We start from the raw sequence: 14,054 nt of genomic DNA, 5'->3' as shown, positions 1-14,054 counted from the left end.
ACCCCGACCCCTCCCGCCCACAGACAAGACGATCATGCCATCCCGACCACTACAGACCGCCGCTTTGCGGATTTCCCAACGGAGTCCTTTAGGCCAGGGAGCACGTCAATCCTTTCCTCCCCTGATGCCGAGCCTGCAGCGGGGGGTGCACACGCGTTACCTGCGGGAGAAGGTCGCAACCGACTGGACCGGCTGCGTTGCGGGGCCATCAGCGGCAGCGCGGAGTTGCGACAGCCGCCGGATCGGACCGTCCTGGTGTCGGCCCGTCGGCCACTGCTGTCCCTGCTTGTCAACGGCGGTATCGATGACGGGAGCTGACTTCCCGTCATCGAATCAGTCGCGTTCTGCTGTGGAGCCGGCCTCGACCATGGACCGGGAAATGGAGAACTGTGCTCCCACGGGTCTCGCCGCCGGGGCCGTCGAGCCCGGTTTGCCGGGGCCGCGGTCGGGGCGGAGAGGGCCAGGGAGGGGATGGCCGGGGTAGTGATCAGCTGGACGGGCGGTGGACCCCGAGCGCGGCCCGCAGCGCCGGATCGTTCACGGCGCGCACACCCCGTACGGCAAACGCCGCCAGGAGGCCATGGTCCTTCTCCTGCACCACCGGGACCTCGTTCGCGGCAAGCAGTCGCTGCCCGGCGGGTGAGGCCCAGGGGCTGTAAGGATGGACCTCCATCCGGGCGATGATCAGACAGCCCAGGGTCAGGGCGAGCGGCAGCCCGAACCAGACGAGCAGTGAGACCACCGGGCCGTCGACGCCCTGCTCCTGACCGGGTATCAGCAGCGCCGCAGCGCCCATCGCGACCACCAGCAGAGCCGCGCCCCGCACGGCGCGGACCGCGGCGGCGACGTCGGTCCCGGCGCCAGGGGGGACGGCCAGGCCTGCGGTGACGAGCCGGTCGGCGAGGGCGCGCACGGTGTCGGCGGCAGCCGCGGCCGTCCGTACCGACGGTATCGGGGACTGGCCCTCCGGGCCGATGGCACGGATCACCGTGCGCTCCATCTCGTCCCGGCCCTCCGGGTCGACGACCGTCGTCCAGCCGGTGTGGGCGAGCAGCAGACGCCGCCGTAGATGCATGGTGACCAGTGCCAGATCGACCACCCGGTGCGGGCCACCGGCCAGGAACGCGATCTCGTACAGGGTCGGTTCATGACCGTCCGTCATCTTCCGTACGGCATCCGCCGACGCGCCGGGCAGCAGCCCGGCGCGGGTGGAGACGATGCAGAGCCGGATGCACGAGATTGCTGCCGCACCGCATGCGACCAGCAGAAGCAGAACCCAGAGCATGGTGGATTTCTATGCGAGAAGGGCGTGGAACACCATGGCCTGTTCATCATGCGGACGGCTCGGCGGCGTGGGCCGATGACCGGGACGCCGCAGCCACTCAGGAACTGCTGCCACAACTGGACCCGCCACCGCAGCTGGAACCGCTGCTGCTGGAGCAGCTGGAGCCGCTGCTGCTGGAGCAGCTGGAGCCGCTGCTGCTGGAGCAGCTGGAGCCGCTCGACCCGCCGCAGCCGGACCCTGAGCTGCAACTGGACCCCGAACCGCAGCTCGACCCCGAGCTGCAACCGCCACCTCCGCTGCTGCTGCCCCCGTCATGGGAGCTTCCGCAGCTGCCACGGCCTGGGCCCGTACCGGCACACCACACCGCCGGTGCGACGAACATGCCGGAGGAGTCCGAGGACGAGGAGGACCGTGAGCCCGAGAGCAGCGGCCGCCCGGCCGGGCGCATCCGGGCCGTCGCCATCAGCTGCGCCCGCAGTACGGGATCGGGGAGGGCCCGCAGTCCGTGCGTGGCCACCAGATGAGCCGGGTGCGGGTTGTACGCATGGGCGGTGCGGTACGCCTCGGCGGCCTGACGCCCCGCCCTGGTGACCCGTCCCCGGGCGAGACCGGCGCAGACGAAGCCGATCGGGATACCGACGAGCAGGGCCGGGAGGACCTTGAAGATGATCGGTACGGAGACCGGAATGGCGAGCAGGCAGACCAGCCCCTGCGCGACGCCCCAGCGACCCCACGTCCGGTTCGCGGCGGGCGCGGTCAGCAGGCCGCGGGCCGCGAGCCCGTCGCCGATCTCCTGCACCGCGGGGTGCCGCATCACCGCATGGCGCAGGGTGTGCAGCGCGCCGGTGGGCGCCATGGCGTGTTCTTGGAGCACCGCGCGCTCCACCGGGTCACGGGCGTCCACCTGCTGGACGGCGACGATGCCGGGACCGCCGATGGCGAGCCGTCCGTCCGTCTGCATCGCGGTGAGCGCGGTGTCCACCACCCTGCCCGGGCCACCGTTCAGGAAAGCGACTTCGAAGAGGTCGTGGACGGAGCCGCCGGACCCGCCCCGAGCACGCGTGACCCCCACGATCAGGAGGACCGACGAGACCACGATGCCGAGATCCATCAGCACGGCGAGGGTGTTCATGCCGGTCACCTTCCGATCAGGGCCGCGCGGGCCGCTCGTACCAGCCGGGTGGAGCGGCGCGGCGGGCGCGCGGCGGCCCGGTCCTGCCACCAGTGGGTCAGCCGGCGCCGTGCCGCGTCGTCGGCGGGCCGGCCGGCGATCAGCAGCCCCTCGGCGAAGTCCAGCGCGTCGCGCCGGTAACCGGCGGACATGGGACGGGTCCTGGCGTACGCGAGGAAGGCGTCCCGGTAGCCGGCGCCCAGAATCTCCGGCAGCTCGGGTGCCACCTTCGCGACGACCCCGGCCCGCTTGGCGGCCAGGGCACGGCTCTGAATCCCGAGCCGACGGTGGTCGAAGCCCTGAGGGGCGGAGGTGCCCGCGACGAGGGCGGAAAGCAGCGCGGTCTGGGCGACCGCGATCCGGTCGCGCACGGCGTCCAGGGACGGACCGGGGCTCCGGGCAGGTCGCGACATGGGGTTCCCGGCGTGCCCCGACGCACCGGCGCCGAGGGCAGCGGCCCGGTCCAGCGTGGCGCGGATCGTGATCAGTTCGCCCGCCAGCTCCTCGGCCGGCGGGAAGTCGTCGTCCCGTTCCAGGAGGACGCCGGGCGGGTCGAATCGCGAGCGGAGTTCGGCGAGGACGTCGAGCACGGGCTCGGTGACCGGGTGGGTGTGGGTGTCGTGCCAGATGCCGTCCTTCTCGACGCCGCCCGCCACATGTACGTACGCGATGGCCTCCACCGGCAGTTCGTCGAGCGCGGTGGCCGGATCCTCGTCGCGGTTGACGTGGTTGGTGTGCAGATTGGCGACATCGATCAGCAGCCGGACGCCGGTGCGCTCGACCAGCTCCGCCAGGAACTGCCCCTCGGTCAGCTCCTCGTCGGGCCAGGAGATCAGCGCCGCAATGTTCTCCAGTGCCAGCGGCACCGGCAGCGAGTCCTGCGCGATCCGTACGTTCTCGCACAGCACGTCGAGCGCGTCCCAGGTCCGCGGTACGGGCAGCAGATGGCCCGCTTCCAGCCCCGGCGAAGCGGTGCGCGGCCCTCCGGCCCGTACGAACGCGATGTGCTCGGTGACCAGCGGCGTGCCGAGCAGCTCGGCACGGGCGGCGAGATCCGCGAGCCGTCCCGCGTCGGGACGCTCGGCCCCGCCGAGGCCGAGCGAGACGCCGTGCGGGACGACGGTGACACCGCGTGCCCTGAGCCGTACCAGCGAATCGGGCAGATGGTCGGTGCAGATGTTCTCCGCGACCGCCTCCACCCAGTCGATCCCCGGCAGTGCCTCGACGGCGTCCGCGATCTCCGGCCGCCAGCCGATGCCGATTCCCAGCTTCATCTCGTCCCCCTCCTTCACTCCGTGCAGGGCTAATGGCCCTGGCGGGTGGTGGTGAATCCGAAGAGGGGGACGTTCAGAGGTTGATTTGAGGTTCCCGGTCCGGGGTGGTCAGGGCATCGGTGTCGTGGAGGGCCGCGTGGGATGAGGGCCGTTTTCGTTGATGCGTCGCAACAAGGTCTCTCCCGGGCCGAGGCGTGACGGCGTCGAATACTGCCGGTGCGGCAGTGCCGGGAGGTACGTATCACCGCAGCGGGATGTTCAACGGGCCCTGCGGACACGGGGGAACGGCCCCGCCCCCGCTCAGCCGCGCAGCGCGGGATGGTCGGCGACCACCGTGCACGACCCCGGAGCGATCTCGGTGAACCCGGCGTCGCGCACCACCGGCAGGCCGCTCGTCGTGAGTTCCTGCCAGCGGCCCGCCTCCGGAGTGGCGACCGACAGCGGGAAGCCCGCCTCGCGCCACGCCTTGCGCTCCGTCTCCGACAGCTCCCACCAGGCGAGCTGCGCACCGTGTCCGGCCTGCGCCATCGCCTTGCCCGCCGACATGTCCAGCTCCGGGTTCAGCCACAGCACCGGACCCGCGGGATCTGGCGCGGCCGGCGGCTCGGGGTCGTCCAGATCCGTCCCCGACACCTGGAGCTTCGCCAGCTCCTTCGGCCAGCCGTCCAGAGGCACCGGCGGGAAGACCCGTACCTCGGCGTCCTCGCCCGTGACCGTGATGCCGGGCAGCGTGGACGCCTTGCGCCACTCCGCGCCGCGTGCCCGCCGCACCACCTTGCGGATCCGGGCGTCCTGCCAGTCCCGCATCGCCCGCGCCCACTCGCCCTCGCCGGCCGATCGGTCGTCGGAGAGCATCACGAGCACCGCGCGGGCGGCGGTCCGCAGCGCGTCGGTACGGGCCGGGGGAGCCGTCTTCTCGATGTGCACGACCAGCGGCAGCACGTACTGCGGGGCCTCGTCCCGGCGCGTCCGCTCGGACCTGAACGGGCTGTCCGCCGCCGGGGAGCAGGACGTGGCCGGGGATTCGGACAGGGATACGGGGGTGTCGTTGTCACTCACTCGTCCCAGTCTGCCAGCCGCCCGAGAATCGCTTCTTGGCGGAATGAATCGCTCCGGGTGAGGATGCACCGCATGAAGAGCGATCTCTTTTCCAGCGAGAACATGGCGCAGCATGCAACCGCCCCCGGGATGACCCTGCAGAACGCCAAATCCATCAAGTACGCCGTCAACGGCGAGATGCACGCCCGCCAGGGAGCGATGATCGCCTTCCGAGGTGACCTGCAGTTCGAGCGCAAGGGCCAGGGTCTCGGCGGCCTGCTCAAGCGCGCCGTCACCGGCGAGGGGCTGCCGCTGATGGCGGTCCGCGGCCAGGGCGAGGCCTGGTTCGCGCACGAGGCCGCCAACTGCTTCATCGTGGACATGGAGCAGGGCGACGTCCTCACCATCAACGGCCGCAACGTGCTCTGTTTCGACGCCACGCTCTCCTACGAGATCAAGACCGTGAAGGGCGCCGGGATGACCGGTGGCGGCCTCTTCAACACCGTTTTCACCGGATACGGCAAGCTCGGCCTCACGTGTGAGGGCCACCCCATCGTGATACCCGTCACGCCCCAGCAGCCGGTGTGCGTCGACACGGACGCGGTGGTCGGCTGGAGCGCCAACCTGACCACGTCGCTGCACCGCTCGCAGAGCTTCGGCTCGATGATGCGCGGCGGGTCCGGAGAGGCCGTCCAACTGCGGCTGGACGGCGAGGGCTTCGTGATCGTAAGGCCCAGTGAGCTCAAGCCCGAGAAGGCGTCGGCCAACTGAACCTGAGCGGGGTGGGCCGCCGGAGCGGCCTCGGGCGCGGGCGGCGCACCCGCGGGCAGCGCGCCCTGCCCCGGACCCGCGGGCGCAGGAGGCCCGGCGCGCGGTGTGCTCCGGCCAGTGCCGGGAGGCACTAGGACGGGCGCGTTCGCATCAGGTCGGAGACCTTCACGAAGCGGTACCCGCGCTCGCGCAGCTCCGGGACCACCTGGCGTACCGCCTCGGCCGTGACCGGGGCCGCGCTGCGGGTGCAGTGCATGACGACCACCGAGCCCGGCTTCGCCCCGTCCAGCACCTGCTGCGCCACCGCGTCCGCATCCGTCGCGAACGCATCGCCGCTGACGACGTCCCACTGCACCGCCGTCACCTTCGCGGGTGCGAGGGCGCGTCGAGCCGCATTGTCGTAGCAGCCGCCGGGGAATCGGAAGTACGGCACCACATTGCGCACACCCGCCTTCCGGAACGCGGCGAAGGCCCGCTCCACATCGCCGCGCATCTCGCCCTTCGCCACGGTCGGCAGTCCGTAGCAGGGGGATTTGAAGGCGTAGTGGCTGTACGAGTGGTTGGCGACCTCGAAGAGCGGATCGGCGCCGATGGACCGGGCCTGCGCCGGGTACTCATCGGCCCACCGCCCCGTCATGAACACGGTCGCGGGTACCTTCAACCGGCGCAGTAGCGCGATCAGTTCGGGGTTGTCGAAGTGCTCGCCCGAAGCCGCGCGCGGCCCCTCGTCGGCCGTCATGTCGGCGTCGAAGGTCAGCGCCACCACCTTCTCGCCGGTCTTCGCCCCGCGTGTGAAAACCGGCGTCAGCGCGCCGGGGGCCGGAGCCGAGGTGGGCGGCTGATCCCTTGCGGTGGGGGTCGCGCTCACGGGCGGCGGTTTCGAGAGCGTGTGCGAAGGGGCACGGCCGACAACGGGCGTACGCCCCGCGTCCGGCGGTCGGTCGGCAGGGGAGCCCCCGGGGCCTCCGCAGGCGGCGAGGCAGCCGAGAGCCGTACCCAGAACAGTCAGAGACGCAAGCTTGCGTGCCGAGTTGATCACTCATGGAAAATATCGGGTTATCGCATTATCGGTCGTCCGTGGCGCTCCTTCGCATCGAAGTCGGTCTTGGATTCACTCGGGCCGTCGAACCGCGGTCCGGCTGTCGAGGTACGTCGTCGACCAGTCGTCGAGGAGATGCTCCGCGGTGAAGCCGAGGAGCCGTCGCGCGGGCCCTCCCCGGGCGGGGCGAGCGCAGCGACCTGCCCGGTATCGGTGCCGTAGTGCGCAGGGGGCGGGCAACAGCTGCCCGCCCCCTGCGCGTCAACGAATCAGCGCCACGGCCCCGTCACCGCGAACGTCGTCCCCGGCGTATAGCAGTTGACGAACATCGTCCCGCAGTCCGGAGAGAACGTGACCCCGGCGAACTCGCCCCACGCGGGCTCCTCGGGCGTCCCGATGTTCTGTCGGCCCCGAGCCATCGCGTACACCTCGCCGCCCCGCGTCAGGCCGAACACATGCTGTGCGCCGTCGCCGTCCTCGCACACCATCAGCCCGCCGTCGGAGGCCAGGCAGATGTTGTCGGGGGAATCGCCCGGCAGCTGGACGTCCGTACCGGGACCGAAGACGATCACCAGCGTGAGGCGGCGCCGCTTCGGCTCGTACCGCCACACCTGGCCGTAGTGGTCGGCCGCCGAACCCTGCGAGCGGTGCGCGAAGCTGGAAACGAAGTAGATCGCGGACCCACCCCAGTAGCAGCCCTCCAGCTTCTGCGCGTGCGTGATGCCCTTCGGGCCGAAGTCCTGGAACCGGATCGGGGTCCCGGCCGCCTGCGGATCCGGTACGGGAACCCACTCGATGCCCTCGAAACTCGCACCGGTCTCCTGGACCGCTGAGAGGTCGGGGACGCCAGGCACCCGCATGGCCTCCAGATGGCCGCCGGCCCGCAGTGAGCCCGTCCCGCCAAGTGGTTTCCTCGGCAGGAAGCGGTAGAAGAGCCCGAACGGCTTGTCGAACGCGTCCTCCGTCTCGTACACGATCCCGTTCTTCGGATCGATCGCGATCGCCTCGTGCTGGAAGCGGCCCATCGCGGTGAGCGGCACGGCGCCGGTGCGGTGCGGATTGGCGCCGTCCACCTCGAAGATGAAGCCGTGGTCCTTGGTGTAGCCGTTGGTGCCGGCCTTGTCCTCGGTCTCCTCGCAGGTCAGCCAGGTGTTCCAAGGGGTGCGGCCGCCCGCGCAGTTCACCGCGGTACCGGCGATGGCGACGCGTTCGCCGAGGACATTGTTGCGGCGGTCCAGCTCCAGGGCCGTACAGCCGCCCTTGCCCATCGGGTCGTAGGTGAGGCCCTCGACGGCCGGGACCGCGATCTTCGCGGTGACCCGGTTCTCGTGGTTGCGTACGAGACGGACATGGCCGTGCCGTCCGGCGAAGGCGGCCATGCCGTCGTGGTTGCTGGGGACCTGGCCCTCGCCGGAGCGGAGCGGGTCGCCCTCCCGGGACAGGACCCGGTAGCGGAAGCCCTTCGGGAGGTCGAGCAGACCGTCCGGGTCGGGTACGAGCGGGCCGTAGCCGCTGTGCCCCCGGGCGGCGGCGGTACCCGCGAAGAGTTCGGAGAACGCCCCGGCGAAGGCGATCGAGGCAACGGCCGCGCCGCTGCCGGCCAGGACCTTTCGTCGTGTTGCGAGCTGTCGTGCTGATGCTGATGACATGAGGCAACTCCCTGCTGGCGGACAGGAGATGTGACCCGCATGTGTGTACCACGCGTATCGTCGCGCGGGAACCATGCGGGTCACGAGCCTCGTGCGCGTCACTGGCCCCACAGAGCCCCGTGGGGTCAGACCAGGGACGCGGTGAGCGTGATCGTCGTGCCCGTGAGCGCCTGGCTGACCGGGCAGTTCGCCTTGGCGTCCTCGGCGGCCTTGACGAAGCCCGACTCGTCGAGACCCGGCACCTCGCCCTGGACGGTGAGGTGAATACCGGTGATGCCGGTACCGGGCTGGAAGGTGACCTCGGCCTGGGTGTTCAGCCGGGTCGGCGGGGTGCCGGCGGTGGTCAGGCCGTGGGACAGCGCCATCGAGAAGCAGCTGGAGTGTGCCCCTGCGATGAGCTCCTCGGGACTGGTCTTCCCGTTCGCCTTCTCCGCGCGGGACGGCCAGGAGACCTCGAAGTCGCCGATGCCGGAGGAGTCGAAGGTGACGACACCCTTGCCCTCGATCAGGTTGCCTTCCCAGACCGTGTGCGCCTGACGCGTGGTAGCCATGCTGGATCCCTTCAAACGGTGTGCGCGGTGATACGGGAGATACGAGGCGCCCGGGGGCACCTCGGGCGTACCACCCGAACCTGCATCGGGTGGTACGCCCCCGAACCTACTGCGCCACCAGACCCTTTGCGTCGCGCGCCAGCGCCGTCAGCCGGGAGATCGCCCGGAAGTACTTCTTCCGGTACCCGCCGTTCAGCATCTCCTCGCTGAACAGCTTGTCGAACGGGACCCCGGAGGCGAGCACCGGAACCTCCCGGTCGTACAGCCGGTCGGCGAGGACGACGAGCCGCAGCGCGGTCGACTGGTCCGGTACCGGCTGGACCTCGGTGAGGCAGACCGCCCGCAGGCCGTCCGTCAGCGCGCCGTAGCGGCTCGGATGGACCCGGGCGAGATGGTCGAGGAGCGAGGGGAAGTCGTCCAGGCTGGCGCCCTCGGTGGCGTACGCGGCCCGGGTGACCTGCTCGTCGGAGTACGGCGCGGGGGCCTCGGGCAGCCCGCGGTGGCGGTAGTCCTCGCCGTCGATCCGCAGCGGACGGAAGTGCGAGGACAGCCCCTGGATCTCCCGCAGGAAGTCGGCGGCGGCGAACCGGCCCTCACCGAGCTTGCCGGGCAGTGTGTTGGAGGTGGCGGCGAGTGCGACCCCGGCCTCGACCAGCCGGCTGAGCAGCGATGACACCAGGACCGTGTCACCCGGGTCGTCCAGCTCGAATTCATCGATGCACAGGAGCCGGTGCCCGCTCAGCGTCCGCACCGTCTGCTGGAAGCCCAGCGCACCGACCAGGTTCGTCAGCTCCACGAAGGTGCCGAACGCCTTCAGCGACGGCGCGGCGGGCGTGGCGTGCCAGAGGGAGGCCAGCAGGTGCGTCTTGCCGACGCCGTAGCCGCCGTCGAGGTAGACCCCGAGGGGCGCCGCGGGCGCCGCCGGCTTCTTGCTGAACCACTTGCGCTTGCCGGAGCCGGTGGCATGCGCCCCGCCGAGCCCGGCCGCGAAGCCGCTCAGGACCCTGACCGCCTCGACCTGGCTCGGCTGGTTGGGGTCCGGGACATACGTATCGAAGCGTACGGAGTCGAAGCGCGGCGGCGGCACCATCTCGGCGACCAGGCGGTCGGCGGGGACGTGCGGCTCAAGGGCACACAGGGACAGCGGGGCCGTTTCGGCTATGGGGCTCTGCCCCGGCACGGCGGTGGAGGACGACACAGCTCTCAACTTTACGGCCTCGCCCACCCCTGTTTGCCGGTCGGCCTTGAGCGCCGTGCCAGACTGCAGAACATGCGACGCCTCTTCCCTGTGACCGACCTGACACCGGCTGATGACCAAGGGGAGTGGAGCCTGGACCAGCTGGCCGACGCCTACGCGTACCCCGAGCAGGACGGCCCCTGGCTGCGCGCCAACATGGTTTCGACGCTCGACGGCGCCGCCCAGCACGACGGGCGCTCGCAGCCGATCTCCTGCGAGAGCGACATGCGGATCTTCGGCACCCTGCGCGGGCTGGCCGATGTGGTCGTGGCGGGGGCGGAGACCGTACGGCTGGAGGGCTACCGGCCCGCCAGGGCCCGCGAGGCCTTCGCTGCCCGCCGGGCCGCGGCCGGGCAGGGGCCCGCACCGGCGATCGCCGTGGTGAGCGGCAGCCTGGACCTGGACTTCTCGTTGCCGCTCTTCGCTTCGCCGCTCGTCCCGACCCTGGTGCTGACCGGCGCCGGAGCCCCTGCGGACCGGATTGAGGCGGCGCGCAAGGCGGGCGCCGATGTGGTGATCGCGGGGGAGGGCTCCCGGGTGGATCCCGCCAGGGCCGTACGGGAGCTGGCGGACCGTGGACTCAAGCGGCTGCTGACCGAGGGCGGACCCAGGATGCTGGGCCAGTTCGTGGCCGCCGGGGTGCTGGACGAGCTCTGTCTGACGCTCTCGCCGATGCTGACCGCCGGAGACGCGCAGCGGATCGCCGGTGGCCCCTCGGTGGCCGTGCCGGAACGATTCGCCCTGACATCGATGCTGGAAGAGGCCGGGTTCCTCTTCACCCGATACCGTCGGATCTGACAATCGGCAGAATTTGTCGTTCCGGTTAGCTTCCGGTGGGCACAATTACTCTCGCAGTCCCCGTGCGAGCACGGGGAAGGACGGTTTCACCAGAGGCCGGTGACGGTCACTGAAGCAGAAGGGCGCCCGTGGTGTTCACCAGCGTTTTGATGATCGAGAAGCCCCTTACTTCCGAGGACGTCGAGTTCGTCACCACCCTGCACGGGGAGGAGCGGACCTCCTTCGTCGTGCTCATGCAGCCGCGCGGTGACCAGGCCGATGTGCTGTTGCGGGCCATCGACGACCTGGCGATGGGCGAACTGAAGGAAGCCGCCCGGGAGGGTGAGGAGCCGGAGGGCAAGAATGCCAGGCAGTCCGCCGAACTCGCGCTCGAAGTGTCACTCGAGGCCCTGCGGCAGGCAGGCTCCGAAGCGGTCGGACAGGTGATCGAGGACCACCCGCTGGACAAGCTGAAGGCCGTGGTCGACGACGCGGAGGCTGATGAAGTCATCGTGCTGACCGCGCCGCACTACGTGGAAGAGTTCTTCCACCGGGACTGGGCGTCCAGGGCCCGGCACAAGGTCGGCGTACCGGTGCTCAAGCTCTTCGCGCACAGCGAATAGGCTGGGCGGGTACTCGTTTCGACTCCTGGGGAGACACACGCATGGCATCCGGTATTCCTGCCGCCATGGAACGGCCGCACTTCATCGGCATCGGCGGCGCCGGAATGTCGGGCATCGCGAAGATCCTCACCCAGCGCGGTGCGAAGGTCGCGGGCAGCGATGCCAAGGAGTCGGGAACGGCCGAGGCGCTGCGGGCGCTGGGAGCGACCGTCCACATCGGACATGCCGCCGGACATCTGGCGGACGACGCCTCGTGCGTGGTCGTCTCCAGCGCCATCCGCCCCGACAACCCGGAGCTGGTGCGCGCCGCCGAGCTGTCGATCCCCGTCGTGCACCGCTCCGACGCGCTCGCCTCCCTGATGGGCGGCGCGCGCGCGATCGCGGTGGCCGGTACGCACGGCAAGACGACCACCACGTCGATGCTGGCCGTCGCCCTGTCCGAACTGAACCTCGACCCCTCGTACGCCATCGGCGGCGACCTCGCGGGCCCCGGCACCAACGCCGCGCACGGCGAGGGCCAGATCTTCGTCGCCGAGGCGGACGAGAGCGACCGCAGCTTCCAGAAGTACGACCCCGAGGTCGCGATCGTCCTCAACGTCGAACTGGACCATCACGCGAACTACGCCTCGATGGACGAGATCTACGAATCCTTCGAGACGTTCGCCGGCAAGATCGTCCCCGACGGCACCCTGGTGATCGCCGCCGACCAGCCCGGCGCCGTCGAGCTGACCAAGCGGGTGCGCGCCCTGTCCTCGGTGAAGGTCGTCACCTACGGCGAGTCCGAGACCGCCGACGTACGCGTCCACAAGGTCACCCCGCGCGGTCTGACCAGCGAGGTCACGGTCATCCTGAACGGGAAGTACCTCACGTTCACGGTCTCCGTGCCCGGCCGCCACTACGCCCACAACGCGGTCGCGGCCCTCGCCGCCGGTGTCGCCCTCGGCATCCCGGCCCACAATCTGGCCTCGGCCCTCGGCAAGTACACCGGGGTCAAGCGCCGCCTCCAGCTCAAGGGCGAGGCGGCAGGGGTGCAGGTCATCGACTCGTACGCACACCACCCCACCGAGATGACCGCGGACCTCGAAGCGATGCGCGGCGCCGCATCCGACGCCCGCCTCCTGGTCGTCTTCCAGCCCCACCTCTTCTCCCGCACCCAGGAGCTCGGCACCGAGATGGGCCAGGCACTCGCGCTGGCCGACGCCTCCGTGGTCCTGGACATCTACCCGGCCCGCGAGGACCCGATCCCCGGCATCACCAGCGACCTGATCACCGATGCCGCGACGTCCGCGGGCGCCGATGTCACCGCGGTCCACGACAAGGCGGCGGTCCCCGAGGTCATCGCGGGAATGGCGAAGCCCGGCGACCTCGTTCTCACCATGGGGGCGGGCGACGTCACGGACCTCGGCCCGCAGATCCTGGACCACCTGTCGAGCTGAGGGAGCGACGTGTCGTACGACATCGAGAAGCCGGACGAGCAGTGGCGGGCGGAGCTGACCCCCGCCGAGTACGCGGTCCTGCGTCAGGCCGGCACCGAACCCGCCTTCGTCGGCGAGTACACCGACACCAAGACCACGGGCGTCTACTCCTGCCGCGCCTGTGACGCGGAACTGTTCCGCTCCGACACCAAATTCGAGTCGCACTGCGGCTGGCCGTCCTTCTACGACCCGAAGGACACGGACGCGGTCGAACTGATCCAGGACCGCAGCCACGGCATGGTCCGCACCGAGGTCCGCTGCGCCCGGTGCGGATCGCACCTCGGCCATGTCTTCGAGGGCGAGGGCTACCCGACCCCGACGGACCAGCGGTACTGCATCAACTCGATCTCGCTGCGGCTGACGCCCGACGAGGGCTGACGGCCACGACCTGAGCGAGGGCTGACGCCGGGCGTCAGCCCTCGCCCTCGTCCTCGGGGTTCTCCGGCCGCAGCAGCGGGTGGGCGACTCCCGGGAAGACCCGGGCCCGCACGACCGCCTCCGCCGACCCGCCCTGGACGACCGTCTCGGCGACGCCCCACGGCCGACCGGGCAGCACCACGGTCAGGATGTACGAGCGCGCGCAGCCCATGCAGTCGTAACGGTCCGCCCAGGCCTCCACGTCCGTGACACTGCCGGGGTAGCGCGCCACATGACGGTGCAGCGCGTGGCAGCGCTCGCATTTCTCGCCGGGCTCGCACGTACCGCCACAGGGGCACGGAACGTCGAGCGAGTCGGCGGGACGCCAGCGCTGGGTGAGGACGGCCTCACGCGTGGCGCCCATGTCCTTCATCGCCTTCAGATTGCGGGCGGCGACGTTGTACGACTCGCCGGTCGCGGCCATCCGGTCCCGGATGACGTCCTTGCGTCCGCGGTTCGTCGTCATGGCTTCCTCATCTGTTCCTCTGGCGGTTCACGCAGCCCGTCAGGAGGCCCACGAGATTGTACGTTCTACGGTACCGGTCGCTCAGAGGAGGCCGTGACGTATGTCCGGCCGGGTCCGGAAGCGCAGGACGGGCCGCAACTTCACCGCCACCCTTCAGTGCGCCTGGGTGTGCCTCAGCTTGACTCTGTCGGGGATCTTGGAGTTTCGCGGTGCGGCGGCATGGTCAGCAGGCATGCTCGTGTCGTTCTGATGGCCGATGCAGTTGCCGAGGTGCCCGTTGT

Annotated in this window: 14 protein-coding genes; 5 read left to right on the top strand and 9 right to left on the bottom strand. The window is 70.5% G+C overall.

All coding sequences use genetic code 11. The features are described from left to right. Positions 1-487: 487 nt before the first annotated feature. From ABTZ94_RS30330 to ABTZ94_RS30315, 4 genes are all read right to left on the bottom strand, one after another. A complete protein-coding gene (locus ABTZ94_RS30330) occupies positions 488-1,285 on the bottom strand; it encodes a TIGR04222 domain-containing membrane protein (RefSeq protein WP_351205450.1) in 798 nt (265 codons plus the stop codon). Between the two features lie 97 nt (positions 1,286-1,382). Then, positions 1,383-2,417 (bottom strand): TIGR04222 domain-containing membrane protein, encoded by a 1,035-nt coding sequence (locus ABTZ94_RS30325; RefSeq protein WP_351205448.1) that lies wholly within the window; start codon positions 2,415-2,417, stop codon positions 1,383-1,385. A 5-nt stretch (positions 2,418-2,422) separates the two neighbouring features. Then, a complete protein-coding gene (locus ABTZ94_RS30320; RefSeq protein WP_351205446.1) occupies positions 2,423-3,730 on the bottom strand; it encodes an MbnB/TglH/ChrH family RiPP precursor modification enzyme in 1,308 nt (435 codons plus the stop codon). 300 nt (positions 3,731-4,030) lie between these two features. Then, positions 4,031-4,789 carry a peptidyl-tRNA hydrolase gene (locus ABTZ94_RS30315; RefSeq protein ID WP_351205444.1) on the bottom strand — a complete coding sequence of 253 codons (759 nt, stop codon included), beginning with the start codon at positions 4,787-4,789 and terminating at the stop codon, positions 4,031-4,033. Positions 4,790-4,861: 72 nt separating this feature from the next. Here ABTZ94_RS30315 and ABTZ94_RS30310 point away from each other — a divergent pair, with 72 nt between their 5' ends. Beyond that, a complete protein-coding gene (locus ABTZ94_RS30310) occupies positions 4,862-5,539 on the top strand; it encodes an AIM24 family protein (RefSeq protein ID WP_351205442.1) in 678 nt (225 codons plus the stop codon). A gap of 130 nt (positions 5,540-5,669) precedes the next feature. Here ABTZ94_RS30310 and ABTZ94_RS30305 read toward each other — a convergent pair whose 3' ends face one another. The 4 genes from ABTZ94_RS30305 to zapE form a co-directional block, all read right to left on the bottom strand. After that, entirely contained in the window at positions 5,670-6,407 is a 738-nt protein-coding gene (locus tag ABTZ94_RS30305; protein WP_351205440.1) for a polysaccharide deacetylase family protein, read from the bottom strand. Positions 6,408-6,847: 440 nt separating this feature from the next. Then, the gene (locus tag ABTZ94_RS30300; protein ID WP_351205438.1) at positions 6,848-8,227 is read right to left on the bottom strand and encodes an alkaline phosphatase PhoX; all 1,380 of its coding nucleotides are present in this window, start codon (positions 8,225-8,227) and stop codon (positions 6,848-6,850) included. A 125-nt stretch (positions 8,228-8,352) separates the two neighbouring features. Next, positions 8,353-8,778 (bottom strand): OsmC family protein, encoded by a 426-nt coding sequence (locus ABTZ94_RS30295; protein ID WP_351205436.1) that lies wholly within the window; start codon positions 8,776-8,778, stop codon positions 8,353-8,355. Between the two features lie 106 nt (positions 8,779-8,884). After that, on the bottom strand, positions 8,885-9,976 hold the full coding sequence (zapE, locus tag ABTZ94_RS30290; protein ID WP_351205434.1) for a cell division protein ZapE: 1,092 nt from the start codon (positions 9,974-9,976) through the stop codon (positions 8,885-8,887). Positions 9,977-10,048: 72 nt separating this feature from the next. Here zapE and ABTZ94_RS30285 point away from each other — a divergent pair, with 72 nt between their 5' ends. The 4 genes from ABTZ94_RS30285 to msrB all read left to right on the top strand — a co-directional run bounded on the left by ABTZ94_RS30285 (position 10,049) and on the right by msrB (position 13,268). Next, the gene (locus tag ABTZ94_RS30285) at positions 10,049-10,813 is read left to right on the top strand and encodes a pyrimidine reductase family protein (RefSeq protein WP_351205432.1); all 765 of its coding nucleotides are present in this window, start codon (positions 10,049-10,051) and stop codon (positions 10,811-10,813) included. A gap of 149 nt (positions 10,814-10,962) precedes the next feature. After that, positions 10,963-11,415 (top strand): indole-3-glycerol phosphate synthase, encoded by a 453-nt coding sequence (locus ABTZ94_RS30280; protein WP_351205452.1) that lies wholly within the window; start codon positions 10,963-10,965, stop codon positions 11,413-11,415. A gap of 41 nt (positions 11,416-11,456) precedes the next feature. After that, entirely contained in the window at positions 11,457-12,851 is a 1,395-nt protein-coding gene (gene murC / locus ABTZ94_RS30275) for a UDP-N-acetylmuramate--L-alanine ligase (RefSeq protein ID WP_351205430.1), read from the top strand. A gap of 9 nt (positions 12,852-12,860) precedes the next feature. Then, a complete protein-coding gene (gene msrB, locus ABTZ94_RS30270; protein WP_114247299.1) occupies positions 12,861-13,268 on the top strand; it encodes a peptide-methionine (R)-S-oxide reductase MsrB in 408 nt (135 codons plus the stop codon). Between the two features lie 34 nt (positions 13,269-13,302). Here msrB and ABTZ94_RS30265 read toward each other — a convergent pair whose 3' ends face one another. Beyond that, entirely contained in the window at positions 13,303-13,773 is a 471-nt protein-coding gene (locus ABTZ94_RS30265; protein ID WP_351205428.1) for a hypothetical protein, read from the bottom strand. Positions 13,774-14,054 lie beyond the last annotated feature (281 nt).

Source organism: Streptomyces sp. NPDC002785, from assembly GCF_040295565.1.
In the GTDB taxonomy this organism is placed as follows: Bacteria; Actinomycetota; Actinomycetes; order Streptomycetales; family Streptomycetaceae; genus Streptomyces.
Note: the sequence above shows the minus strand (reverse complement) of the source record. Positions and strands in the feature narration are given on the sequence as shown.